At 60.8% G+C, this 24,970-nt stretch carries 18 protein-coding genes and 2 riboswitches; of the genes, 13 read left to right on the top strand and 5 right to left on the bottom strand.

The window, feature by feature from the left end:
- Positions 1–159 precede the first annotated feature (159 nt).
- Positions 160–744: a Fe-S biogenesis protein NfuA gene (gene nfuA, locus ACQRBV_RS23705; RefSeq protein WP_060757121.1), complete on the top strand. Its 585-nt coding sequence runs from the start codon at positions 160–162 to the stop codon at positions 742–744.
- A 209-nt stretch (positions 745–953) separates the two neighbouring features.
- Here nfuA and cobM read toward each other — a convergent pair whose 3' ends face one another.
- The 4 genes from cobM to ACQRBV_RS23685 all read right to left on the bottom strand — a co-directional run bounded on the left by cobM (position 954) and on the right by ACQRBV_RS23685 (position 3,064).
- Positions 954–1,700 carry a precorrin-4 C(11)-methyltransferase gene (gene cobM / locus ACQRBV_RS23700; RefSeq protein WP_411983891.1) on the bottom strand — a complete coding sequence of 249 codons (747 nt, stop codon included), beginning with the start codon at positions 1,698–1,700 and terminating at the stop codon, positions 954–956.
- A gap of 70 nt (positions 1,701–1,770) precedes the next feature.
- Positions 1,771–2,163, bottom strand: coding sequence for a cobalamin biosynthesis protein (locus ACQRBV_RS23695; RefSeq protein WP_104993459.1), 393 nt, complete (start codon positions 2,161–2,163; stop codon positions 1,771–1,773).
- Positions 2,160–2,864, bottom strand: a complete 705-nt coding sequence (locus ACQRBV_RS23690) for a CbtA family protein (RefSeq protein WP_060757118.1) — start codon at positions 2,862–2,864, stop codon at positions 2,160–2,162. The genes ACQRBV_RS23695 and ACQRBV_RS23690 overlap by 4 nt, the downstream gene beginning before the upstream one ends.
- An 11-nt stretch (positions 2,865–2,875) precedes the next feature.
- On the bottom strand, positions 2,876–3,064 hold the full coding sequence (locus ACQRBV_RS23685) for a CbtB domain-containing protein (protein WP_411983892.1): 189 nt from the start codon (positions 3,062–3,064) through the stop codon (positions 2,876–2,878).
- 99 nt (positions 3,065–3,163) lie between these two features.
- Positions 3,164–3,368, bottom strand: a riboswitch (cobalamin riboswitch).
- Between the two features lie 196 nt (positions 3,369–3,564).
- Between ACQRBV_RS23685 and ACQRBV_RS23680 the strand changes: the two genes are divergently transcribed.
- The 5 genes from ACQRBV_RS23680 (at position 3,565) to ACQRBV_RS23660 (ending at position 16,256) form a co-directional block, all read left to right on the top strand.
- Complete coding sequence (locus ACQRBV_RS23680; RefSeq protein WP_411983893.1) at positions 3,565–9,420, top strand: DUF3320 domain-containing protein; 5,856 nt, start codon at positions 3,565–3,567, stop codon at positions 9,418–9,420.
- Positions 9,421–9,475: 55 nt separating this feature from the next.
- Positions 9,476–9,675, top strand: a riboswitch (cobalamin riboswitch).
- Between the two features lie 94 nt (positions 9,676–9,769).
- Positions 9,770–10,837: a cobalamin biosynthesis protein CobW gene (cobW, locus tag ACQRBV_RS23675; RefSeq protein WP_090371491.1), complete on the top strand. Its 1,068-nt coding sequence runs from the start codon at positions 9,770–9,772 to the stop codon at positions 10,835–10,837.
- A gap of 3 nt (positions 10,838–10,840) precedes the next feature.
- Positions 10,841–14,602, top strand: a complete 3,762-nt coding sequence (cobN, locus tag ACQRBV_RS23670; protein ID WP_411983894.1) for a cobaltochelatase subunit CobN — start codon at positions 10,841–10,843, stop codon at positions 14,600–14,602.
- Positions 14,602–15,600, top strand: coding sequence for an ATP-binding protein (locus ACQRBV_RS23665; protein WP_104993462.1), 999 nt, complete (start codon positions 14,602–14,604; stop codon positions 15,598–15,600). Before cobN ends, ACQRBV_RS23665 begins: the two co-directional genes overlap by 1 nt.
- Before the next feature lie 53 nt (positions 15,601–15,653).
- Positions 15,654–16,256, top strand: coding sequence for a vWA domain-containing protein (locus ACQRBV_RS23660; protein ID WP_244698573.1), 603 nt, complete (start codon positions 15,654–15,656; stop codon positions 16,254–16,256).
- Positions 16,257–16,380: 124 nt separating this feature from the next.
- Here ACQRBV_RS23660 and ACQRBV_RS23655 read toward each other — a convergent pair whose 3' ends face one another.
- Complete coding sequence (locus ACQRBV_RS23655; protein WP_411983895.1) at positions 16,381–17,328, bottom strand: DUF1853 family protein; 948 nt, start codon at positions 17,326–17,328, stop codon at positions 16,381–16,383.
- 145 nt (positions 17,329–17,473) lie between these two features.
- On the opposite strand from ACQRBV_RS23655, the gene ACQRBV_RS23650 reads away from it, so the two are divergent.
- The 7 genes from ACQRBV_RS23650 to ACQRBV_RS23620 all read left to right on the top strand — a co-directional run bounded on the left by ACQRBV_RS23650 (position 17,474) and on the right by ACQRBV_RS23620 (position 24,936).
- Entirely contained in the window at positions 17,474–18,364 is an 891-nt protein-coding gene (locus ACQRBV_RS23650) for an NAD(+) kinase (protein WP_003217892.1), read from the top strand.
- A complete protein-coding gene (locus tag ACQRBV_RS23645; protein WP_372241686.1) occupies positions 18,361–19,335 on the top strand; it encodes a metallophosphoesterase in 975 nt (324 codons plus the stop codon). The genes ACQRBV_RS23650 and ACQRBV_RS23645 overlap by 4 nt, the downstream gene beginning before the upstream one ends.
- Positions 19,332–20,201, top strand: coding sequence for a rhomboid family intramembrane serine protease (locus ACQRBV_RS23640; RefSeq protein ID WP_205343666.1), 870 nt, complete (start codon positions 19,332–19,334; stop codon positions 20,199–20,201). The genes ACQRBV_RS23645 and ACQRBV_RS23640 overlap by 4 nt, the downstream gene beginning before the upstream one ends.
- Positions 20,202–20,215: 14 nt before the next feature.
- A complete protein-coding gene (locus tag ACQRBV_RS23635; RefSeq protein WP_060757109.1) occupies positions 20,216–20,476 on the top strand; it encodes a YeaC family protein in 261 nt (86 codons plus the stop codon).
- A complete protein-coding gene (locus tag ACQRBV_RS23630; RefSeq protein WP_090371477.1) occupies positions 20,473–21,303 on the top strand; it encodes a DUF2797 domain-containing protein in 831 nt (276 codons plus the stop codon). Before ACQRBV_RS23635 ends, ACQRBV_RS23630 begins: the two co-directional genes overlap by 4 nt.
- 13 nt (positions 21,304–21,316) lie before the next feature.
- Entirely contained in the window at positions 21,317–23,974 is a 2,658-nt protein-coding gene (gene pepN, locus ACQRBV_RS23625; RefSeq protein ID WP_411983896.1) for an aminopeptidase N, read from the top strand.
- Positions 23,975–24,219: 245 nt separating this feature from the next.
- Positions 24,220–24,936, top strand: coding sequence for a helix-turn-helix transcriptional regulator (locus ACQRBV_RS23620; RefSeq protein ID WP_090371471.1), 717 nt, complete (start codon positions 24,220–24,222; stop codon positions 24,934–24,936).
- The last annotated feature ends 34 nt before the right edge of the window (positions 24,937–24,970 follow it).

Genomic DNA, 24,970 nt, shown 5'->3' with positions numbered 1-24,970 from the left:
CGGCCGAGTCGGTAAAACCCGATGTTAGGCAGGCGCTGCCGGGCCGGGACCTATATAGATACCTGCCGGTATGTCGGTGACTTTTCCGACAAAAATACTAGGACTTTGTACCGCCTCGATGATTGGCGTAAACTGGCGGCAAGCCTGTGAGGAGTTTCCATGACTGCCATAACCATTACCGACGCCGCCCACGATTACCTGGCTGACCTGCTGTCCAAGCAGAACACCCCAGGTATCGGCATCCGCGTCTTTATCACCCAGCCCGGCACCCAGTACGCCGAAACTTGCATCGCCTACTGCAAGCCTGGCGAAGAGAAGCCGGAAGACACCGCCCTGGGGCTGAAAAGCTTCACCGCCTACATCGATGCCTTCAGCGAAGCCTTCCTGGACGACGCCGTGGTCGACTACGCCACCGACCGTATGGGCGGCCAGTTGACCATCAAGGCGCCCAACGCCAAGGTGCCGAACATCAACGCCGACAGCCCGGTCAACGAGCGTATCAACTACTACCTGCAAACCGAGATCAACCCGGGGCTGGCCAGCCACGGCGGCCAGGTGAGCCTGATCGACGTGGTGGATGACGGTATCGCCGTACTCAAGTTCGGCGGCGGCTGCCAGGGCTGCGGCCAGGCGGACGTGACCTTGCGTGAAGGGATCGAGCGTACGCTGCTCGAACGTATCCCGGAGCTTAAAGGTGTACGCGATGTGACCGACCACACGCAGAAAGAAAACGCCTACTACTGAGTACGGTGTTCACTGCGAACAAAAAAACGGCGCCCCGTGAGCGCCGTTTTTTATGCTTGAAATTCAGATAATTACGAGAACTATCTAACAAATCAGATCAACTGTGGGAGCGGGCTTGCTCGCGATTGCGGCGTATCAGTCACCAAGGCGCTGACTGACATTGCGCATTCGCGAGCAAGCCCGCTCCCACATTTTGGTCCGCCGTGCATTCAGGGGCGATAAAGGTGGGCGTGACCTGCGCGGTACAGCGAAGACTCGCTGAAACCGTCATTGGCCAGCACCCGGCCCACCACAATCAGTGCCGTACGCCGGAAGCCCTTGAGCGCAACCTGCTCGGCGATGTCCGCTAACGTACCCACCACCCAATCCTGATCCGGCCAGGTGGCCCGGTGCACCACGGCAATCGGGCAATCCGCGCCATAGTGCGGCAGCAATTGGGCGACGATCTTCTCTAGATGGTTGACCCCCAGGTGAATCGCCAGGGTGGTGCCATGGCGGGCCAGGCTGTCGAAGTCTTCCCCGGCCGGCATGCTGGTTTTATCGGCGTAACGCGTCAGGATCACGCTCTGGGCGATATCCGGCAGGGTCAGCTCGGTTTCCAGCAGGGCCGCACACGCCGCCACGGCGGTCACCCCGGGAATGATCTGGAAAGGGATGCCCAACTCGCGCAAGTGCCGGATCTGCTCGCCAATCGCCCCATACAGGCTGGGGTCGCCCGAGTGTACCCGCGCCACATCCTGGCCGTTGGCGTGGGCGGTCTTGATCAGCTCGATGATCTGCTCCAGGTGCAATTCGGCGCTATTGACCAGCGTTTGCGCCTGATGACCTTCCAGCACCGCCGCCGGCACCAGCGAGCCCGCATAGATAATCACCGGGCAGCTGCGGATCAGCCGCTGGCCTATGACGGTGATCAGTTCCGGGTCGCCGGGGCCTGCGCCGATGAAGTAGACGGTCATGGGGAGTTCCTGTTGAAAAACGGGCGAGCATGAAGATTGTTCATGATCGAGGAGGGCAATTATCGGGATTTCAGCCGGCGCACGCCAATGCAAAGGTGGCCTGGGGGGATTTTCGGCGGCTGATCAACAAGCGGGCAGGAGCGTTGACGAGTTGCTCGGCCAGGGCCAGGGCGGCGCTTTCGGCAACGCCGTAACAGCCGGTATGGGCAAAGGCAATCGCGGATTTATGGCTCAGACGGTGTTCAAACGTCGCCAGGTGTTGCGCACTGAAACAGCGTAAGGGCAACCCCAACTGTTCGGCCAGTGCGAGCAATCCCGGTTCATGCTGTTTGTGATCGATACTCGCCAGTGCCGTGACCTGCTGGCGCTCGATACCGCCCTCGGTCAGGGCGGCGTCAAACAGCGCCAGCAGGGCGTGAACCTCACAGCCCCGCTGGCAACCGAGGCCGACCACTAAGGTCATGCCGAGTAGTGGCCGTCGCGATTGCGCCGGAACAACCAGGCGCTGATCAAGCCCAGGGCCAGCCAGAACAGCACGTTAGTCAATTGCGAGGCAATCTTGAACTGCGCTTCCAGGGCCTCCGGGGCCAGCATCGAATGCACTGCCGGTTGCGGCGCACCGATGATATGGGGCACGGCCAGGATCGCCACGCCCAACACTTTAAGCAGCCAACTGCGGCCAAATACCAGCAGCGCGATACCGGCGGCGGTGGAGGCGGCCGTGCCGATCCACCAGATCTGGCGCTGGGCCAGGTCCGCCGCGGCGGTGCCCGGCAACTCGGGTGGCAAGCCCAGGGTCGGGGCCAGTACGAACGTCGCGTAACCGGCCAGGCCCCACAGCAGGCCCTGCGCCGTACGGGTGGGCGCACGCAAGGTGTAGAGACCGGCCAGCATCAGCGCGAAACCGACGGCGACCACCAGGTTGCCCCCGGTGGTAGACAGCACACGCTGCCAACCGTCTTCAGGCTCCCAGGCCTCGGCATCGTGGGTGTGGGCGGCGGCGCCTGCGGCATGTTCATGGGCGACTTCGGCAGTCGCCGGGGCCTTTTCAAAGGTCTCCGCCTGCAGAATCAGCGGGGCGACCCAGAAGCTTTGCAGCAAGGTCAGCAACAAGGCGGCCAGCAAGCCGGTGAAACCTGCGGTTTGCGCAATACGCTTGATCATGTCGACGGGTCTCAGTGGCACGGGAACGCGGCGCTGTGGCGGGTATCGTGCGCGGCGTTATGCACCGCTTCGATATGCGAGAAACCGGCGAAGTAAACCAGGCACGCGCCCAGGATCGACGCACCGATGGCGGCCGTCAGGCGTTGGCTCAAGGTAGAAGTGCCGCTGGTGGCGGACGAAGTGCTGCTGATGATCGACATGGCGCGTCCCTTTTCTTCGGTTTCAGGGTGACACGAGCGCATGCGAACCCCGCGAGCCAGGCCCGCAGAGTTCCGAACAGCGCCCGCCCACCGCGGGTTTGTTATCTGATTTTTCGGGCCGGTCTCCGGGCTCGCGAGGGGCTCTCTGCACAGAGGCCTGAAAGCATCGCCTTCCCATGCATTCGCACAGTGGCTGTGACACTTCGCTCGCTTACCGTTGCGGGGGCAGCACCGGACTTGCCATAGATGGCTCACCGGTTTCCCGTTTCACCCTTTGCAGGGCACCCGAAACAAGATGTGTAGGAGAGCATGAGCGATGATTGGAGTCAATTAGGTCGGTTGGTAGTCGGTTTTCACGCGTGAAGGCGAAAAATGCAAACGCCTCGTCGTTTCATTGGCTTCCGGTGAAAAAAGCTGTTTCAAAAAGCCTGCACGTCGGTGAGTATGCCCACTCTTTTTGTATGTACTGCAATACCCCGTTTACCAAGGAGAAATGGTTCATGACCATCAAGATCGAGGGAGTGATCGCCAACAAGATTGGCTTTGCTTCTCACCAAAATGCTGTCCCGGTTCTACGCGAACTGGTGGTACATAACGATGGTGAGGTGGATTACAACGATCTTGAGTTGGAACTGGTGGCTGATCCACCTTTCCTGGAAGGCAAGATTTGGCGTTTTGATCGTCTCGGGAAAGATTCAACCCTACATATTTCAGACCGCAATCTAATATTGAATGCTGGTTATTTGGCCGATCTTGCTGAGAGCCTATCTGCAACGCTTGTTTTGCGACTTCGGTGTATAGACGAGGTCCTGGTTAGCCAGACCTTTTCTGTTGAGCTTCTTGCGAAAAATGAGTGGGGGGGTGTGAGTTCAATGCCCGAGCTGCTGCCCGCGTTTGCGATGCCAAATGACCCCGCGGTTGACCGGATACTCAAATCGGCATCGGACGTACTGCGTCGTGCTGGCAAACCGGATGGTATTGATGGGTACGAACGCAAGTCCCGAGCCCGAACATGGGAGCTGGCTTCCGCTATTTGGTCGGCAGTTTGCGGGCTCAGACTGAGTTATGCGCTTCCGCCTGCAAGTTTTGAAACACGTGGGCAAAAGGTTCGGTCACCGGGACTCATTCTGGACGGACGCGTAGCTACCTGTCTGGACACTGCGCTTCTATTCGCGGCGGCGCTGGAACAGGCTGGCCTCAATGCATTACTGATTCTGACCAAAGGTCACGCTTTCGTCGGGGTCTGGCTTCAACCGCAAGAATTCTCCCAACTAATTACTGATGAAGCGGCTGCGGTGCGCAAACGCATTGATCTAAAAGAGGCGCTGGTCTTTGAAACTACGCTAGCCACTCAGTTTCCGGTGCCGAGTTTCACTCAGGCAATCAGTGCTGCTGAGCGACAAATCAATGATGAAGATTTCATCATGGCTATTGATCTCCATCGCGCACGTATGCAGCGTATCCGACCTTTAGCTACTTCAGTAGCTGCCGCTAAAACGGATGCCGACCAAGATGCGACGTCTGTGGCAGAAGGCTTGGAGATTGCCCCGTCATTGCCGCCATTTGACGTTGAAGTGTCTGTCGATTCGGATTCACCCGCAGGCAAGCTCACGCTATGGCAACGTAAACTTTTGGATTTGACTACCCGCAACCGGCTCCTGCATTTGCCGGACAGTGCCAAGGGTGTACGGCTAATTTGTTCTGACCCAGCAGAGCTGGAAGACCAATTATCCAACGGTAAACGTATTCGAATCGTCTCGGTGCCGGACCTTGAGGCTGGTGGTAGAGATGCTGCACTGTATGAGCAACAGAATCGTGAAAGCCTGCTTGACGAGTATGCGAAGGCTGCACTCGCTAGAGGCGAGGTGCTCGCGACACTTGAGAAATCCAAGCTTGAAGTTGCCATGATCGATTTGTATCGCAAGGCGCGTAGCGATCTGGATGAGGGTGGCGCGAATACCTTGTTCCTCGCTTTGGGCTTCCTGAAATGGAAAAAATCGGCAGATGATCAGAAGACCTATTCAGCACCGTTGATTTTGCTGCCGGTAAAGCTTGACCGCAAAAGTGCTTTGTCCGGCGTGACAATGACGTTGTTGGAAGATGAGCCGCGTTTCAACTTAACGTTACTAGAGTTGCTTCGGCATGATTTCGAGTTGGTCATTCCTGGGTTGGACGGCGAGCTTCCAACAGATGACAGCGGCATCGATGTGGCTGGCATCTGGAACATCGTGAGACGCGCTGTTAGAGATGTGCCCGGGTTCGAGGTAACTACAGAACTGGTGCTCGGGACGTTTTCATTTGCCAAGTACCTTATGTGGCAAGATTTGGCTGCTCGTTCAGACCAGTTGCTGAAAAGTGCGATGGTCAAGCATCTGCTGGAGCGAAGCATTGGTGGTGAAGGCTACGGAATCTCCGGTGAGTTTCCGCAACCTCACGAGTTGGACCGCAAGGTCAATCCAGCCAATCTGTTCACGCCCTTGCCAGCGGACTCGTCTCAACTGGCTGCTGTGGTCGCGTCGTCCAGTGGTTGCGACTTTGTGCTTGACGGTCCGCCGGGCACCGGTAAATCCCAAACCATTGCCAACATGATTGCGCACAATCTCGCGCTTGGGCGCAGAGTGTTGTTCGTTGCTGAAAAGATGGCCGCGCTGGACGTTGTGTATCGACGGCTTGAAGAGAAGGGGTTGGGCGAGTTTTGTCTCGAGCTTCATTCCAGCAAAACGTCCAAGGTTGAAGTGCTCAAGCAGCTTGAACGTGCATGGGACGTTCGTGATGCACTGAGCGCGGAAGAATGGAACGCTGAGGCGGCGAAACTACATAAACTACGAAATCGGTTAAACCAAGTTGTCGAGTTACTTCATCAGCGCTCACCCAGCGGTTTGTCGGTACACCAAGCTATTGGACGAGTAGTGCGGGATTGGAGCGAATCGTTGCCGCGTCTGGTTTGGCCGGTCGGAACAGTTCACGACGCCCAAACGTACCTGATGATGAAAGACCTTGCGCGACGTCTTGATTTGAACAGTCAGGCCGCACGTGAGCTTTCAAACGATTTTGCATTGATGGCGCCCACCGACTGGTCGAACGGATGGCAAGAGGCGATTGTCGCTGCAGCAAGGGAGCTGCCAGGAAAAATTGAGCGATTAAAGGACGCCGGTGCCAATCTTCTCAAATCAACGAGCCTGCCGCTTGCCGTAGAGAGTAGTGAGGATTTCGAGCAGCTTGCACAGTTCGTCACCTTATTGGCTGATGCCCATGGTATTGACCTCTCATTTGTCTTTACGCTGAATGTTAGCGCCAAGATCAATTCGGCTAAAAAAGCGGCACAAGTTCTGGCTGATTATCGAACGATCGAAAGTTCGCTTTCTGTTCGTTATACGGAAGGCGCGTGCCGCACACTCGACCTTGTTGCGCTCAAGGACGAATGGCGTCTGGCCAAGGAAAAGTTCTGGTTCCTCGCTACTCTAGGCAAGAAGAGGGTAGCCAAACATCTAGCCAGTGCAGGTGGTGCGGTTGGGGTGCCTGATGTTGAGTCAGACTTGCTCAAACTCAGCGAAATGCAGACCTTGCTCACCACATTGGATGGAGCGTCTTCAGATTTGACGGCAGTTCCTGGGTGGAGTGGTTTAGCCAGTGATGGTGCGGCCATGATCGTCGCCTGCGAGCTGGGTGAACGCCTAAGGGCAACCATTAGTGCGAACGCACAATCGCCAGAACATCTGATTTCCCTGCGCGAGGCTACTGAGAAACTAGTTGTAAAAGCTAATGAGCTGTTGGGGGCGGGTGGTTTCATTTCCGCGGCGCTGCATGCGCTGAAAGATGCTCTTGCGGACTATAGTCAGACTACCCAGCGGTTCTATGAGCTTTGTAATCGACCCTACGAGGCAGGGCTGTCAATTGAAGCATTGTTTGCCGCTTCTAATGCGATCACTCGCCAATCCTCGAAGCTCAAGGCTTGGTGTGACTGGTGTCGCGTCAGAGATGAAGCGCTGGCCATGGGATTACAACCCCTGAGCGATGCGCTGGCTGAAAATGCCTTACCTGAAGGTGGCACCTTGGATGCGTTCGAAACTGCCTATGCGCGCTGGTTTGCAACTGGGGCCATCGACGCAGAGCCGGTGTTGCGCAACTTCGTACCGGCGGAGCATGCCAGCGATATCGAGGCGTTTGTTCGCTTGGATGAAGATTTATCCAAGCTCACCGTGCGTTACATTCGCGCGAAACTCTGTGGCCTGATTCCATCGAAAAATGAAATCGGCAAACAAGGTGGTTTTGGCGTTTTGAAGCATGAGCTACAGAAGTCTCGGCGCCACAAACCAGTGCGTCAACTGGCTGTTGAGATGGGTGATGCATTACCTAAACTCGCGCCTTGCATGTTGATGAGTCCGTTGTCGATTGCTCAGTACCTGCCAGCGGACCTCCAGCTTTTTGATCTCGTGATCTTCGATGAAGCGTCACAGATAGCACCGTGGGATGCTATTGGCTCGATTGCCAGAGGCAAGCAGGTGGTGATTGCGGGCGACCCTCGGCAAATGCCGCCGACCAATTTCTTCAATCGTGCAGCATCTGCTTCTGAAGATGACACGGCGGAAGATATGGAAAGCATTCTCGACGAATGTCTGGGGGCCGGTATTCCAAGTCACAGTCTCAGTTGGCACTACCGTAGCCGTCACGAGAGTTTGATCGCGTTTTCCAATCATCGTTATTACGACAGCAACTTGATCACCTTTCCTGCTGCGCAAACACGTACGAGCACCGTTGAGTGGCGGCGTGTTGACGGGATTTATGCGAAGGGCAAGGGCCGTCATAACCAAGTAGAGGCGGAGGCAATAGTCACCGAAACGGTCAAGCGCTTGATGGACCCGGCCTTTATCGCAGCGGGTCATACGATTGGAATCATCACACTGAACACTGACCAGCAAAGGTTGATCACCGATCTGCTGGATAAAGCGCGACAACAGTTCCCGCAAATCGAGCCGTTTTTCCAAGATAATCTGCCTGAGCCGGTGGTTGTTAAAAACCTGGAAACCGTACAGGGTGACGAGCGTGATTTGATCATTCTAGGTATTGGATACGGGCCGACGGAGCCAGGCGCCCAAGTTATGTCGATGAATTTTGGTCCGCTGAACAAAGAGGGGGGTTGGCGTCGATTGAACGTCGCGATCACGCGTGCCCGCCGGGAAATGCTGGTGTTTTCGTCTTTCGACGCGTCGATGATCGACTTGAATCGTACCAACGCAAGAGCCGTGCGTGATCTCAAGCACTTCATTGAGTTTGCTCAGCGAGGGCCGAGAGCGTTGGCCGAGGCTATTCAGGGCTCGGTAGGCGGATACGATTCACCATTTGAAGAGGCCGTTGCTCAGGGTTTGAGGCGCAAGGGCTGGCAAGTGGTTCCGCAGATTGGTGTATCCCGTTTCCGGCTAGATCTAGGTATCGTGCATCCGGACCGGCCCGGTGACTACTTGGCTGGTGTCGAATGTGATGGTGCGACTTACCATAGTGCAGCGACGGCACGAGATCGAGACAAGGTCCGAGGCGCAATTTTGAAAGGTTTGGGCTGGAATCTAGTTCGTTTGTGGTCCACGGACTGGTGGATAGATAAGTCTGGAGCGCTGGACCGGCTACATGCTGCTCTCGAAGCGTTGTTGACTGAGTCTCGAGCTAAACTCGAGCTTGTTGCCTCTGATGAGCAGCAGTCACTTGTTCGCCCAGTTGTGGTGGTCGCGGACGACCAATCGCCGCGCGCCCAAGATCAAGAGGAGAGTGTTGTGGAAGTCGTTGAAAATGAAGTAACGGCTGCTGAGTTGCCGGAACTAAAATTCGCGAGAGCAACTTCGGCTCCATCCACTCCTGTGGTAAAGGGTGAATATCGTGTCACGGACTTCACTAGCGTAAACGACAAAATTCGTGCGGATGCTTTTTACACCGAAGAGTACGACCCGATTTTAATTGAACTGATCTCCCATGTATTGGCGCATGAGGCACCGATACTGGATTCGTTGCTTGTGCAACGGATCGCTAGGGCACACGGATTCCAACGGTCAGGTCGTTTGATTCGAGAGCGCGTTCTTGAGTTGACCGAACGATATCACCATCTGAAAAGTGATCCGGTGGATGGGCAATTCGTCTGGCACTCTGCAGACGATGTTTTGAATTGGAACCTCTACCGTACGCCGGGCGGGCTCGACGATGCTCGTTCTGTCGAAGAAATCGCAGCTGAGGAGTTGTTGCTCGTGGCCTCGTTGATTTCAGGGGGCGACCAACCGTTGGAGATTGCCAAGACCTTTGGTGTGAAGCGTTTGACGAGTGCAGGGCGTGAGCGAATCGAATCGGTAGTCAAGTCTGCATCGAGTTTCTAGGACTGTCATGTCGGCGGCCAAAAGCTGCCGACGTTGACCATCCCCCGCGCACTGCGTAGCCTTGCACCCTCGAGGTTCTTCGGCCCAGGTCGAAGCTAAGAAGGGAACGCGGTTCAAGCCGCGGCTGCCCCCGCAACTGTGAAGGGTTCAACTGACTGCCACGCCACTGCCGATAACGCGGGAAGGCGCAGCCGGCGCCGGTCGCAAGACCTGCAAGCCCCAAGCCAGGAGACCTGCCTCGCAACCGATTTTCCAATTCAACCGGGCGGGGTGATCCGGTGACGAAATCCGCTGCTGCGCGCCGTCGCAGGGCCTGTCGTCCCGTCTGCCCGCCCCAAAAGGGCATCCGATGAAAACACTGGCCAAACTTCCCGTCACCATCGTTACCGGCTTTCTCGGCTCGGGCAAAACCACCTTGCTGCGGCATATGCTCGACAACGCCCAGGGCCGTCGTATCGCGGTGATCGTCAACGAGTTCGGTGAACTGGGGATCGACGGTGAAATCCTCAAGCAGTGCTCCATCGGTTGCACCGAGGAAGAAGCCAATGGCCGCGTCTACGAATTGGCCAACGGCTGCCTGTGCTGCACCGTGCAAGAGGAGTTCTTCCCGGTGATGCGCGAATTGGTGGCGCGTCGCGGCGACCTCGACCATATCCTGATCGAAACCTCCGGCCTGGCCCTGCCCAAGCCGTTGGTGCAAGCCTTCCAGTGGCCGGAAATCCGCAGCGCCTGCACGGTTGACGCGGTGATCACCGTGGTCGACAGCCCAGCCGTGGCCGCCGGCACCTTCGCCGCCTTCCCGGACCAAGTGGACGCCCAGCGCAAACTGGACCCGAACCTGGACCACGAATCGCCGCTGCACGAGCTGTTCGCCGATCAGCTGGCCAGCGCCGACCTGGTGATCCTCAACAAGACCGACCTGATCAACCCCGAAGACCTGGCCCGTGTGCGTCTGGAAGTGGCCGAGGAGTTGCCGCCGGCGGTGAAGATCATCGAAGCCAGCAGCGGCCGCTTGCCGCTGGACGTGCTGATCGGCCTGGGTGCCGGCTCCGAAGAACACATCGACGGTCGGCATAGCCATCACGATCACCACCACGACGGCGAAGAGGATCACGACCACGATCACGACGCCTTCGACTCCATCTCCATCGACCTGCCGCAAACCGACGAAGCGCTGTTGCTCGACGCTCTGACTCAGTTGGTAGTGCAACACGGCATCCTGCGCGTCAAAGGCTTCGCCGCGATTGCGAACAAACCGATGCGCCTGCTGATCCAGGGCGTAGGCACACGCTTTGACAAACACTTCGACCGTGCCTGGGGCGCCGATGAAGCGCGGACCACGCGCTTGGTACTGATCGGCCAGGAGCTGGATGCGGCGGGCCTCGAAGCGCAACTGCGCGCCGCCCTCAGCGTCTGACCCATGCACCTGCTCAGGACCCAGCCCGGTGGTTTCGTCTCGGACGACAATATCGCCGACCTTGGACAAACCCCCGCCGAACTGGTGATCCTGTGCAGCGGCGATTCCAGCCTGGCGCTGTTGGCCGAAGCGGCGCAGCAGTTACCCGACGATTATCCCAGCTTGCGCCTGGCCAACCCGATGCAGGTGCAGAATCACGCCTCGGTCGACCTGTATGTCGATGAGGTGCTGCGCCACGCCAAGGTCATCCTGATTTCGTTGCACGGCGGCATTGGTTATTGGCGCTACGGCATTGAGCGGTTAGTGGAGTTGGCCGAGCGTGGTGTGCAGCTGATCCTGGTACCCGGCGATGATCGCCCGGACCCGGAACTCAGTGGTTTGAGCACCGTCGGCGTGGAAGAACGCGACCGCCTCTGGCACTTCCTGCGCCAGGGCGGCTTGGGCAATGCCCTGGATTTCTATCACTGCCTGGCCAGCGCCTATCTGGGCCGCGATTACGCCTGGGCCGAGCCGCAGCTGTTGCCGCGCACGGCGATTTATCATCCTCAGCACGGCAACGCCCGCCTCAATGACTGGCAGCGGCAGTGGAACCCTGAGTTGCCGGTGGCGGCGGTGCTGTTTTACCGCTCCCATTTGCAGGCGGCCAATACCGGTTTTATCGACGTGTTCTGCCAGCGCCTGCAGGCGGCGGGGCTTAATCCGTTGCCGATGGCGGTGGCCAGCCTGAAGGAGCCCGGCTGCCTGGCGGCGGTCGAAGACTGGCTGGACGAAGTCAGCGCAGCGGTGATCCTGAACACCACCGGCTTTGCCCAGTCCAGCCCCGAAGCCCCGCATTTATACCCGTTTCGCCGCAATATCCCGGTGATCCAGGCGATCTGCGCGCAAGACAACCAGCCGGGCTGGGAGGCCAGCGAACAGGGGCTCGGCCCACGCGACCTGGCGATGCACATTGCCTTGCCGGAGCTGGACGGGCGCATCATCAGCCGGCCGATCAGTTTCAAGGACCTGGCGTGGCGCAGCGAGCGTAGCCAGTCGGACGTGGTGTGCTACCGCGCAGCCCCTGAGCGCATGGACTTTGTCGCCGAACTGGCACGCCGTTGGGTTGAGCTGGCGCGGGTGCCGAATGCACAGAAACGTATTGCACTGGTGCTCGCCAACTACCCGACCCGTGACGGGCGCATTGGCAACGGTGTGGGCCTGGACACCCCGGCGGCGGCGCTGAATATCCTGCGTGCGCTGCAAGCGCAAGGCTACCCGCTGCCGCACGCGTTGCCGGACAGCGGCACCGCGCTGATCCACCAATTGCTGGGCGGCGTCACCAACGATCTGGACAGCCTCGACCTGCGCCCTTGCCACCAGAGCCTGGGCCTGGACGATTACCAGGCGATGTTCGACCGCTTGCCCGAAGCCAACCGTCAGGCCGTGCTGGAACGTTGGGGGCCACCTCATAACGACCCGATGTGTCGCGATGGCCGCCTGATGATCGCCGGCCTGCGCCTGGGCCTGACCTTTGTCGGGATCCAGCCTGCGCGGGGCTATCAGGTAGACCCCAGCGCGGTGTACCACGACCCTGACCTGGTGCCGCCCCACGGCTATCTCGCGTTCTATTTCTGGCTGCGCCACACCTATGGCGCCCACGGCGTGATCCATGTGGGCAAGCACGGCAACCTCGAATGGCTGCCGGGCAAGGGCGTGGGCCTGTCGCAAACCTGCTGGCCTGATGCATTGCTGGGGCCGCTGCCGAATATCTACCCGTTTATCGTCAATGACCCGGGCGAGGGTGCCCAAGCCAAGCGGCGCACCCAGGCGGTGATCATCGATCACTTGATGCCGCCGCTGACCCGCGCCGAAACCTATGGCCCGTTGCGTGACCTTGAGTTGTTGGCGGATGAGTATTACGAGGCGCAGTTGCTTGACCCGCGCCGCGCACTGGAACTGCAGAAAGACATCCTCAAGTTGGTGCGCGAAACCCGTATCGACCAGGAGCTGGCGTTGGGCAGCGACGTGGACGCGGCCGTTTGGCTGCCGCGCCTGGACACCTATCTGTGCGACTTGAAGGAGTCGCAGATCCGTGACGGCCTGCATGTCTTTGGCGAATCTCCCGCAGGCCGCCTGCGTATCGACACCTTGCTGGCGTTGTTGCGTATCCCGCGTGGCGACGGCCGTGGTCCGCAATCGAGCCTGTTGCGCGTATTGGCCAAGGCTTTCGAATTGGGCTTTGACCCCCTCGACTGTGCCTTGGCCGAGCCCTGGATCGGGCGTCGGCCCGAGGTCTTGCAGGCGCTCGACGCGCAGCTGTGGCGCACCGCCGGCGATACGCGTGAACGCCTGGAATTGTATGCGGCGCGGTTGATCGAGCAGGCGCTGGAAGGTCCGCTGGAACAGTTGGAAGAACCGGGCTGGGAGGACGTGAAGGCGGTTATCGAAAGCCTGCGCTGGGTGGTGGCGCCGCGCTTGGACAGCTGCGGCCCGGCCGAGATGCGCGGCTTGCTCGATGCCCTGGGCGGTCGCTTCGTACCGGCCGGCCCCAGCGGTGCGCCGAGTCGCGGGCGCCTGGATGTGCTGCCCACTGGGCGCAATTTCTTCGCGGTGGATGTGCGCAACCTGCCGACCACCACGGCCTGGCGCATTGGCTTTCAGTCGGCCAACCTGATTCTGGAGCGACACCTGCAAGATCACGGCGACCATCTGCGTCAGCTCGGCCTGTCGGTATGGGGCACGGCGACCATGCGCACCGGCGGCGACGATATCGCCCAGGCCATGGCGCTGATGGGTGTGCGCCCGGTGTGGGCCACCGGTAGCCAACGGGTGGATGACTTTGAAATCCTGCCGATCAGCCTGTTGGATCGTCCACGGGTCGACGTGACGTTGCGGGTGTCCGGGTTCTTCCGTGATGCCTTCGCCAACCTGATCCGCCTGTTCGACGCGGCGGTGCAGGCGGTGGCCGCCCTGGATGAACCGGACGATATGAACCCGCTGGCGGCCAAGGTGCGCAGCGAGCGCGAGGCGCTGCTCAGCTCGGGCCTGGACGCAGAGGCCGCAGCCAGGCAGGCCGGCTGGCGGATCTTCGGCGCCAAGCCCGGTGCTTATGGCGCGGGCGTGCAGGGCGCCATTGACGGTCGCCTCTGGCAAAGCCGCGAGGACTTGGCCGAGGTTTACCTCAATTGGGGGGCGTACGCCTATGGTGGCTCGGATGAAGGCAGCGCCGCCCGCGAACAGTTCGCTCGGCGCTTGAGCCAGGTGCAGGCGGTGTTGCAGAACCAGGACAACCGCGAGCATGACCTGCTCGACTCCAACGATTACTACCAGTTCCAGGGCGGCATGCTCGCCGCCGTGGAAACCCTCAGTGGCGCCAAAGCCGCGAGTTACCATGGCGACCACAGCCAGCCGGACTTGCCGAAGATCCGTACCTTGAAGGAAGAGTTGAACCGGGTGATCCGTTCCCGTGCCGCCAACCCGAAGTGGATCGACGGGGTCAAACGCCACGGTTATAAAGGTGCCTTCGAAATGGCGGCGACGGTGGACAATCTGTTCGCCTTCGACGCGACGACGGCGCTGATCGATGATCATCAATACGCCTTGCTCGCCGACGCCTACCTGCTCGACCCCGACACCCGGGCCTTTGTGCAGCAGCACAACCCGGCCGCGCTGCGCGACATGACCGAACGCATGCTTGAAGCCCAGCAGCGCGGCCTGTGGCAGGAGCCGGGTGCGTATCGCGAGGCGTTGGAAAACCTGTTGCTGGATATAGAAGAAGACAGCTGATGACTGATACGCCACATTTCCCACTGGCCGCCGTGGTCGGCGCCGATGCATTGAAACTGGCGCTGTGCCTGGCGGCCATCGACCCGAAGATCGGCGGCGTGCTGATCGAAGGCCCGCGCGGCATGGCCAAGTCCACCTTGGCCCGTGGCCTGGCGGATTTGCTGGCCAGCGGTCAGTTCGTCACCTTGCCGTTGGGCGCTACTGAAGAGCGGCTGGTCGGCACCCTGGACCTGGACGCCGCGCTGGGCGAAGGCCGTGCGCAGTTTTCCCCCGGCGTGTTGGCCAAGGCCGATGGCGGCGTGTTGTACGTCGATGAAGTCAACTTGCTGCCGGATCATCTGGTGGACGTGCTGCTGGATGTGGCTGCCAGCGGCACTAACCTGATCGAGCGGGACGGCATCTCCCATCGGCATTCGGCGCGCTTTGTGCTGATCGGCACGATGAACCCGGAGGAGGGCGAGTTGCGCCCGCAGTTGCTCGACCGTTTTGGCTTCAATGTGGCGTTGAGCGGGCAGACCGTGCCCGCCGAACGCGGGCAGATCATTCGGCGTCGGCTGGACTTTGACCGCGATCCTCAAGCCTTCTGTGCGCAATGGGCCGGGCAACAGGCCGAGTTGCGTGAACGCTGCACCCAGGCCCGGGCGCGGCTAGACGGTATCGCGCTGGATGACCAGGCCCTGGCAAAGATTACCGAGCGCTGTTTTGCGGCGGGTGTCGATGGCTTGCGTGCCGACCTTGTCTGGCTGCGCGGAGCCAGGGCGCATGCCGCTTGGCGAGGGGCTGATGCCATCGCCGACGAAGATATCGACGCCGTGGCCGAATTTGCCTTGCGCCATCGCCGTCAGGAGCAATCACCGCCTGCCGGTCCTCCCCATCAGGGCCAGTCGCCCAAGCAGTCCGATCCTTCTCCTGGCCAAGGCCAGTGGGGCGATATGCCTGCACCGGCACTGCCCACGGGTGCGCGCCGTGATGTGGCGGCCTGGCCAAAAAAGCCCTAGGCATTCGCCCTCGACTGGACGCGGGGGCGGATGCCCGGCCCAAAGCGGGGCGAGTGGATAAAGGCGCGCAGGGCAGGGCGCGCAGCGCTCAGCAGGGGGCGGTCAATTGGCCGGGCACCTTGCTCGGTGGTCGCCCGCAAGCGCGCGAGGACTTGCTGTTTCATCTGCGTAGCCGGTCGGCGCATGAGTTGTGGTTGGTGATTGTCGATGCCTCGGCGTCCACGCGGCGTCATCGCGCATTAAGCGACGCCAAGGGCTTGCTGGCCCAACTGTTCGAAGACGCCTACCGACAGCGCGCGCGCATGGCGTTGCTGACGGCCAGCGGGCAGTCGCCGAAGTGGCAGGTGCAGGGGCTGAAAGCGGCCAAGAGCCTCGCAGGTTGGCTGGAGCAGCTGGGCGCCGGTGGCGGTACGCCGTTGCTGGCGGCACTGATCGAGGCCGGGAATTGGTTGGCGCAGCGGCGCAAGCGCTATCCTGCCGAGCAGCAGCGCTTGTTGGTGATTACCGATGGGCGACTCAAGAAGGTTGCCGGTTTGCCGTCGCTTGAGTGTCCGGGGTGGCTGGTGGATATCGAGCGTGGGCCGATCAGGTTGGGTCGGGCCCAGGAGCTGGCGACGGGCTTGCAGTTGGAGTATCGCCACATCGATCACTTGTAGTGAGCGGGCTTGCCCCGCGCTGGGCGGCGTAGCCGCCCCAAGACCTGCCACCGCGTTTAACCTGGCACACCGCAGTGGCCTTATTGGGGCGGCTTTGCCGCCCAGCGCGGGGCAAGCCCGCTCACTACAGACTCCCTGGCACGTTGGGCCAGAGATCCGCTACCAGGAACAGGCGCTCAGCTTCCTCCCAGTCTTCGCCGGTTTGCACCAGCCGCACCAACAACTGTGCCGGCGCCATCGGGTCCAGGTCGGCCAGCCAGTGGTGCATCTGTTCCACGCTCCACACTTCACTCGCGGGGTAATGTGCCGGCGCCAGCCATGCGTGGCGTGGCAGGGGTTGCCAGCGACCGGCTGGGCTTGCGCTGGAAAAATCCCGCCAGTCACGCTGATGCAGCCAGTGCCCGCGCAGATGCTGCGGATGGGCGCCGTGGGGCGGCTCGGCCTGGCCGGGCCAGGGGTACAGCAAGTAACCCCCCAGCCACAAATGCGCCTCCAGGCATTGGATGTCCAGCGTAGCGAGGGCTTCGCGGCTCTCGGCTTTGGCCGATATCGGCAATTGATGTTGAGCCAGGTGCGCCAGTTTGCGGTCCAGCCGGTCGTGGCACCCAGGGCCCAGCCATTGCGCGGTGTCCTGGCCGTTGCCGTGCTGGGGGCCGAGGTAAAGTTTGATCGCCAGTTCCAGGTGGTGCACGCCATCGCGGTCGCGCAACAGCATATCCAGCTCGCCCAGGGTGTGCCCGGCGCGCCGGATCGGCAGGTTGGCCGCCAATAGCTCCACGCCCGGCGCGTGTTGCACGGCGAATTGCCACAGGCGTTCGTAGTAGAGGCCCAGGCGCCGGGTGCGTGACAGGCTCAACCAATGCTGCAAGGCGCTGCTGTCTTGATCGAGAGTGCGCAACCAGTGTTCCAGTCGATCGGGCGCCTGCACCCAGTCGCTGCCGGCCAATGGGTGACGCTGCGGCCAGGGCGTTTGCGCAAGCATCGGCGGGGCCAGGATCACCCACGCCAGGTCGCGCACCTCGGGGTGGCGCAGTTGGCGGGGTAAATGATGCAAGTCAGGGAATACCGTCATGGTCCGAGCATAGCCTTTTACGCACCGGGCAGGTGGCTGAGAACCGTTGTCATCATGGTCGGGCAGCGACAAAGGGTTTTGCCTGGCGCGGCCTTTCGCCCATAATCGTTGTTTTTCGCCATACCCTACATCCCGCAGGAGCCCCATGGAGCAATTTCGCAATATCGGCATTATCGGTCGTCTGGGCAGTACCCAGGTGCTGGACACCGTCCGCCGGCTGAAAAAGTTCCTGCTGGAACGCCACCTGCACGTGATCCTCGAAGACACTATCGCTGAAATCCTGCCGGGCCATGGCCTGCAAACCTCGTCGCGCAAGATGCTCGGCGAAGTGTGCGACATGGTGATCGTGGTCGGCGGCGACGGCAGCCTGCTCGGCGCGGCCCGGGCGCTGGCGCGGCATAACGTGCCGGTGCTGGGGATCAACCGGGGCAGCCTGGGCTTCCTGACCGATATCCGCCCGGATGAGCTGGAAGTCGAAGTGGCCAAGGTGCTCGACGGCCATTACCTGGTGGAAAACCGTTTCCTGCTGCAAGCCGAAGTGCGCCGCCACGGCGAAGCCATCGGCCAGGGCGATGCCCTGAACGACGTGGTGCTGCACCCGGGCAAATCCACGCGCATGATCGAGTTCGAGTTGTATATCGACGGCCAGTTCGTGTGCAGCCAGAAGGCCGACGGCCTGATCGTCGCCACGCCCACCGGCTCCACGGCATATGCGCTTTCGGCCGGTGGCCCGATCATGCACCCCAAGCTCGATGCCATTGTGATCGTGCCGATGTACCCCCATATGTTGTCCAGCCGGCCGATTGTGGTCGATGGCAACAGTGAGCTGAAGATCGTGGTATCCAAAGACATGCAGATCTACCCGCAAGTCTCCTGCGACGGGCAGAACCATTTTACCTGCGCTCCCGGTGACACCATCACGGTGAGCAAGAAGGCACAGAAGTTGCGCTTGATCCACCCGCTGGATCACAACTACTACGAAGTGTGCCGCACCAAGTTGGGCTGGGGCAGCCGCTTGGGGGGTGGAGGCGACTGATGCTCGATCCCGCGCGTAGCTACGACCTGATTGGTGACGTGCACGGTTGCGCCCATACCCTCGAGCACTTGCTCGACCGGCTGGGTTACCACAAGCAGGGCGGCACCTGGCGCCATCCCACGCGTATGGCGGTGTTCCTCGGCGATATCATCGACCGCGGCCCCCGCATTCGCGAGGCGTTGCATATCGTCCACGACATGGCCGAGGCCGGCCAGGCTTTGTGTGTCATGGGCAATCACGAGTTCAACGCACTGGGTTGGACCACCGCGGCACCGCCAGGCAGTGGCAAGCAGTTCGTGCGTGAGCACAACCCACGGCATGCACGCTTGATCCATGAGACCCTGACCCAGTTCGAGCATCACCCGGCCGACTGGCATGACTTCCTTGGCTGGTTCTATGACATGCCGCTGTTTGTCGATGCCGGGCGTTTTCGCGTGGTGCATGCGTGCTGGGACGACAGTTTTATCCAACCGCTGCGGGCGACCTTCCCGGACGGCTGCATCGACCAGCACTTCCTGCAGGCCGCCGCCGTGCCCGGCAGTTTTGCCTGCAACGCCTTCGACCGCCTGCTGCGTGGCACCGATATGCGCCTGCCCGATGGGCTGACGCTGACCGGTGGCGACGGCCTGACGCGCTCGTTCTTTCGCACCAAGTTCTGGGAGGACGACCCCAAGACCTACGGCGACATTGTGTTCCAGCCCGACGCCTTGCCGGAGCCGGTGGCGCGCACGCCGTTGTCGTCCACTGAAAAAAACTCCCTGCTGCGCTATGGCGTCGACGAGCCGTTGTTGTTCGTCGGCCATTACTGGCGCAGCGGCAAACCGGCGCCGATTCGCCCGAACCTGGCCTGCCTGGACTACAGTGCGGTGCTGTACGGCAAGCTGGTGGCGTATCGACTGGACCAGGAAACCCGGCTGGACCCCCGTAAATTTGTATGGGTCGACGTTGAGCGGCCTGAGGTTATTGCATGAGCACCGTTGCTGTATTGCGCTTGCCCTTGAGCGCCGACCTGGGTGGTTTCGTCAAACTGCTGCAACGCATGCAGGTGCCTCATCGCGTCAGCGAGGAGGGCGGTGAGCAGGTGTTGTGGGTGCCCGAGAGCATCAGCGACGACGTGCGCGTGTTGTATCAGCGCTTTCCCGCCGGTGATCCGGACCAGCAACTGGACATTCCCGAGCAGGCGCCCGTCACCCGCCCAGGCTTTGTCCAGCAACTGCGCATGAGCCCGGTGACCGCGCTGGTGCTGTTGGCTAGCATGATCGTGGGCGCGGTGACCCTGCTCGGTGAAAACCTGCAAGCCATGGCCTGGCTGACCTTCCTGCCGTTCCGGGTCATGGGCGAATACATCCAGTTCACGCCGCTGGCCGACAGCCTGGCCGCAGGGCAGTGGTGGCGGCTGGTCACGCCGATGCTGATCCACTTCGGCATCCTGCACCTGGCCATGAATGGCATGTGGTATTGGGAGCTGGGGCGCCGTATCGAGGTGCGCCAGGGCAGTATCAACCTGCTGGGCCTGACCCTGTTGTTCAGCCTGGTCTCCAATTACGCGCAATATGCCTATGGCGGCCCGGGCCTGTTCGGCGGGCTGTCCGGTGTGTTGTATGGCCTGCTCGGGCACTGCTGGATCTTCCAGTTATTGTCGCCCAACCCGGCCTATCGCCTGCCCCGTGGGGTGCTGGCAATGATGCTGATATGGCTGGTGCTCTGCATGTCGGGGCTGGTCTCGATGATCGGCTTCGGCGAAATCGCCAACGCGGCCCACGTGGGCGGCTTGGCCATCGGTTGCCTGACAGGTTTGCTGGGCGGGCTGTACAGCCGTCGCAAAGCGTCTATTTGATAAGGAAGAGCCTTATGTCCTCTTTTGCTGAAATGATCGAAAACATCACCCCGGATATCTACGAGAGCCTCAAGCTCGCGGTGGAAATCGGCAAATGGTCCGATGGCCGCAAGCTCACCGACGAGCAGCGCGAACTGTCCCTGCAGGCGGTGATCGCCTGGGAAATCCAGAACCTGCCGGAAGACCAGCGCACCGGCTATATGGGCCCGCAGGAATGCGCGTCCAAATCGGCGCCGGTGCCGAACATCCTGTTCAAGTCGGATGCGATCCATTGATTGAAATTGGTCGCGGTGCAGTCAGCAAAATGTCGGCGCAACTCGGTGAGCCGACTGTTCAGTATGCGTTTCGCCTGGGTGATACCGAGGTGCCGGTCAACCCGTTGATCGGTACTCACGTGCGCCTGGAATACCTCGGCGCCATCCATTGCAGCCATTGCGGCCGCAAGACCAAGACCAGTTTCAGCCAGGGTTACTGCTACCCGTGCATGACCAAACTGGCCCAGTGCGACCTGTGCATCATGAGCCCCGAGCGTTGCCATTACGACGCCGGCACCTGCCGTGATCCAGGCTGGGGCGAAAAATTCTGCATGACCGACCATGTGGTCTACCTGGCCAATTCGTCGGGGATCAAGGTCGGCATCACCCGTGCCACTCAACTGCCAACCCGTTGGCTTGACCAGGGCGCGAGCCAGGCGCTGCCGATCATGCGCGTCGCCACCCGCCAGCAATCGGGTTTCGTCGAAGACCTGTTCCGCAGCCAAGTGGCCGACAAGACCAACTGGCGCGCGCTGCTCAAGGGTGACGCCCAGTCGGTCGACCTCAAGCAGGTGCGCGAAGAACTGTTCAGCGCCTGCGCCGACGGCTTGCTCGGTTTGCAGGAACGCTTCGGTCTGCAGGCCATCCAACCGGTGACCGACATCGAACCCATCGAAATCCGCTACCCGGTGGAGCAATATCCCGCCAAGATCGTCAGTTTCAACCTGGACAAGAACCCGATTGCCGAAGGCACGCTGCTGGGGATCAAGGGCCAATACCTGATCTTCGATACCGGCGTTATCAATATTCGCAAATACACGGCCTACCAGCTCGCCGTGCATCAGTAGAAGGATGCCACCCATGCGCACCGAACAACCGAAGATGATTTACCTGAAGGATTATCAGGCGCCGGATTACCTGATCGACGAAACACACCTGACCTTCGAGTTGTTCGAGGACCACAGCCTGGTCCACGCGCAACTGGTGATGCGCCGCAACCCTGAGCGCGGCGCCGGCTTGCCGCCGTTGGTATTGGATGGCCAGCAGCTGGAGCTGCTGAGCGTGAACCTGGCCGACCAGGAATTGACTGACGCCGACTACCAGTTGACCGACAGCCACCTGACCGTGCACCCCAAGAGCGCCACCTTTACCCTGGACACCACGGTCAAGATCCACCCGGAAAGCAACACCGCGCTGGAAGGCCTGTACAAATCCAGCGGCATGTTCTGCACCCAGTGCGAGGCCGAGGGCTTTCGCAAGATCACCTATTACCTCGACCGCCCGGACGTGATGAGCACCTTCACCACCACGGTGATCGCCGAGCAACACCGCTACCCCGTGCTGTTGAGCAACGGTAACCCGATCGCCAGCGGCCCCGGTGAAGACGGCCGTCATTGGGCAACCTGGGAAGACCCGTTCAAGAAACCGGCCTACCTGTTCGCCCTGGTGGCGGGTGATCTGTGGTGCGTGGAAGACAGCTTCACCACCATGACCCAGCGTGAAGTGGCGCTGCGCATCTACGTCGAGCCGGAAAATATCGACAAGTGCCAGCACGCCATGACCAGCCTGAAAAAATCCATGCGCTGGGATGAAGAAACCTACGGGCGCGAGTACGACCTCGATATTTTCATGATCGTGGCCGTGAACGACTTCAACATGGGCGCCATGGAAAACAAGGGCCTGAACATCTTCAACTCCTCTGCCGTGCTGGCCCGTGCCGAAACCGCCACCGACGCCGCGCACCAGCGTGTGGAGGCGATCGTCGCCCACGAATACTTCCACAACTGGTCGGGTAACCGCGTGACCTGCCGCGACTGGTTCCAGCTGTCGCTCAAGGAAGGCTTCACCGTATTCCGTGATTCGGGCTTCTCCGCCGACATGAACTCGGCCACGGTCAAGCGCATTCAGGATGTGGCGTACCTGCGCACTCACCAGTTCGCCGAAGACGCAGGCCCGATGGCTCACGCCGTGCGCCCGGAAAGCTTTATCGAAATCTCCAACTTCTACACCCTGACCGTGTACGAAAAAGGTTCGGAAGTGGTCGGCATGATCCACACCTTGCTGGGGGCCGAAGGCTTCCGCAAAGGCAGCGACCTGTACTTCGAACGCCACGACGGCCAGGCGGTGACGTGCGACGACTTCGTCAAGGCCATGGAAGATGCCAATGGCGCCGACCTGAGCCAGTTCAAGCGCTGGTACAGCCAGGCCGGTACGCCGCGCCTGGCGGTCAGCGAGTCCTATGACGCTGCGGCCAAGACCTACAGCCTGACGTTCCGCCAAAGCTGCCCGCAGACGCCGGACAAGGTGGAGAAACTGCCGTTCGTGATCCCGGTCGAGTTGGGCCTGCTGGACGGCAAGGGAGCCGGCATTGCCTTGCGCCTGGCCGGAGAGTCGAGCGCTGCCGGCACCTCGCGGGTGATTTCGGTGACTGAAGCCGAGCAGACCTTTACCTTCGTCGATATCGCCGAACAGCCGTTGCCTTCGCTGCTGCGTGGTTTCTCGGCTCCGGTGAAACTGAGCTTCCCGTATAGCCGCGATCAGTTGATGTTCCTGATGCAACACGACAGCGACGGCTTCAACCGTTGGGATGCCGGCCAGCAACTGGCGGTGCAGGTGTTGCAGGAACTGATCAGCCAGCATCAGGCGGGTCAGCCGCTGAAGCTGGATCAACGCCTGATCGAGGCCTTGCGCAGCGTGTTGAGCGATGAGCGCCTGGATCAGGCGATGGTCGCCGAGATGCTGTCATTGCCGAGTGAAGCCTACCTGACGGAAATCAGCGAAGTGGCGGATGTCGATGCCATCCACGCGGCGCGTGAGTTTGCCCGCCAGCAGCTCGCCGAGCAGTTGTTCGAAGCGCTTTGGCTGCGCTATCAGGCCAACCGTGCGCTGTCCCGACAGACCCCGTATGTGGCGGCCGCCGAGCACTTTGCGCGGCGCGCCTTGCAGAACATCGCGCTGTCGTACCTGATGCTCAGCGGCAAGCCCGAAGTGCTGGCGGCCACCCTGGAACAGTTCGACGCCTGCGACAACATGACCGAACGCCTGACCGCGTTGGCGGTGCTGGTCAATTCGCCGTTCGAAGCGCAGAAGGCCCAGGCACTGGCGGTGTTCGCGGAAAACTTCAAGGACAACCCGCTGGTCATGGACCAATGGTTCAGCGTGCAGGCCGGCAGCACCTTGCCGGGCGGTCTGGATCGGGTCAAGGCGTTGATGGAGCACCCTGCGTTCAACATCAAGAACCCGAACAAGGTGCGGGCACTGATTGGTGCATTCGCCGGGCAGAACCTGATCAACTTCCATGCGGCCGACGGTTCGGGTTATCGCTTCCTGGCGGACTTGGTGATCCAGCTGAACAGTCTCAACCCGCAGATCGCTTCGCGCCAACTGGCGCCGCTGACACGCTGGCGCAAATATGACGACACCCGCCAGGCGCTGATGAAGGCGCAGCTGGAGCGCATTCGTGCGTCCGGCGAGTTGTCGAGTGATGTGTTCGAGGTGGTCAGCAAGAGCCTCGCATAACTCAGCTAACCCCTGTAGTGAGCGGGCTTGCCCCGCGCTGGGCGGCGCAGCCGCCCCAACAAGGACGCCGCGGTGTTTCAGCAAAACCGAGGTGTCTGGTTTTAGGGCGGCTGCGCCACCCAGCGCGGGACAAGCCCGCTCACTACAGGCAGGGTGGGGGTGGATGAAGTAAGCCATCGGCTGCTGCCATTTTCTGACAGGGGCCTCTGCTAAGCTGCTGCACTTTTCGCTTTGCCGGGGTCGATATGTCGCGTACCACTCGTCTACTGACGTTGCTCCAAGCCCTGCGGGGCAAGAAACGGCCGGTGACTGCTGCTGTGCTGGCTGCGCAATTGGAGGTTTCGGAGCGCACGCTGTACCGCGATATCGCCGAATTGACGGCATTGGGCGCGCCGATTTTTGGCGAGGCCGGGGTAGGGTATGTACTGCGCGCCGGTCTGTTTCTGCCGCCCTTGATGCTCAATGCCGAGGAAACCGAAGCCATCGTGCTGGGCCTGCGTTATGTCGACCAGCGCGGCGATGACGTGCTGAGCCGCGCTGCCGCCAACGCCCTGGCGAAAATTGCGGATGTGCTCGACCCCGCCGCCCAGGAAGCGTTGCGCAACCCGACGCTCTTGCCCGGGCCGCCGGGTTTCGGCTACCCGGAAAACCGCGTGCCGCTCAACGTGTTTCGCGAAGCCATCAACCATCAAGCCAAGTTGCACATCGACTACGCCGATGCCAGCCAGACCCAGAGCCAGCGCCTGATCTGGCCGCTGGCGCTGGGTTTTCTCAATGAGGTGCGGGTCATTGTGGCGTGGTGCGAGTTGCGCGGGGCCTATCGGACCTTTCGTACCGACCGTGTGGCTGCTGCGGCGAACCAGGGCGAGCGCTACCCAGGGCGACGCAGTGACCTGCTGCGAGGTTGGCGCAAGCTGATGGAACAACAGGAATCCGCGCCCTTTACTCCTGACAAAAGCTGACACAAACCTGGCTTAGCATGGCGCCATAAATCAC

Origin of the sequence: Pseudomonas sp. R11F, from assembly GCF_050312575.1 — a bacterium.
Classification (GTDB): domain Bacteria; phylum Pseudomonadota; class Gammaproteobacteria; order Pseudomonadales; family Pseudomonadaceae; genus Aquipseudomonas; species Aquipseudomonas palleroniana.
This window is presented reverse-complemented; position numbering and strand designations above follow the sequence as displayed.

Coding starts and splice junctions, on each gene's coding strand:
- ACQRBV_RS23620 (WP_090371471.1), top strand. CDS start 24,220: ATGTCGCGTACCACTCGTCTACTGACGTTGCTCCAAGCCCTGCGGGGC.
- pepN (WP_411983896.1), top strand. CDS start 21,317: ATGCGCACCGAACAACCGAAGATGATTTACCTGAAGGATTATCAGGCG.
- ACQRBV_RS23650 (WP_003217892.1), top strand. CDS start 17,474: ATGGAGCAATTTCGCAATATCGGCATTATCGGTCGTCTGGGCAGTACC.
- ACQRBV_RS23635 (WP_060757109.1), top strand. CDS start 20,216: ATGTCCTCTTTTGCTGAAATGATCGAAAACATCACCCCGGATATCTAC.
- ACQRBV_RS23680 (WP_411983893.1), top strand. CDS start 3,565: ATGACCATCAAGATCGAGGGAGTGATCGCCAACAAGATTGGCTTTGCT.
- ACQRBV_RS23685 (WP_411983892.1), bottom strand. CDS start 3,064: ATGTCGATCATCAGCAGCACTTCGTCCGCCACCAGCGGCACTTCTACC.
- ACQRBV_RS23695 (WP_104993459.1), bottom strand. CDS start 2,163: ATGACCTTAGTGGTCGGCCTCGGTTGCCAGCGGGGCTGTGAGGTTCAC.
- ACQRBV_RS23655 (WP_411983895.1), bottom strand. CDS start 17,328: ATGACGGTATTCCCTGACTTGCATCATTTACCCCGCCAACTGCGCCAC.
- ACQRBV_RS23640 (WP_205343666.1), top strand. CDS start 19,332: ATGAGCACCGTTGCTGTATTGCGCTTGCCCTTGAGCGCCGACCTGGGT.
- cobM (WP_411983891.1), bottom strand. CDS start 1,700: ATGACCGTCTACTTCATCGGCGCAGGCCCCGGCGACCCGGAACTGATC.
- ACQRBV_RS23665 (WP_104993462.1), top strand. CDS start 14,602: ATGACTGATACGCCACATTTCCCACTGGCCGCCGTGGTCGGCGCCGAT.
- nfuA (WP_060757121.1), top strand. CDS start 160: ATGACTGCCATAACCATTACCGACGCCGCCCACGATTACCTGGCTGAC.
- ACQRBV_RS23690 (WP_060757118.1), bottom strand. CDS start 2,864: ATGATCAAGCGTATTGCGCAAACCGCAGGTTTCACCGGCTTGCTGGCC.
- cobN (WP_411983894.1), top strand. CDS start 10,841: ATGCACCTGCTCAGGACCCAGCCCGGTGGTTTCGTCTCGGACGACAAT.
- cobW (WP_090371491.1), top strand. CDS start 9,770: ATGAAAACACTGGCCAAACTTCCCGTCACCATCGTTACCGGCTTTCTC.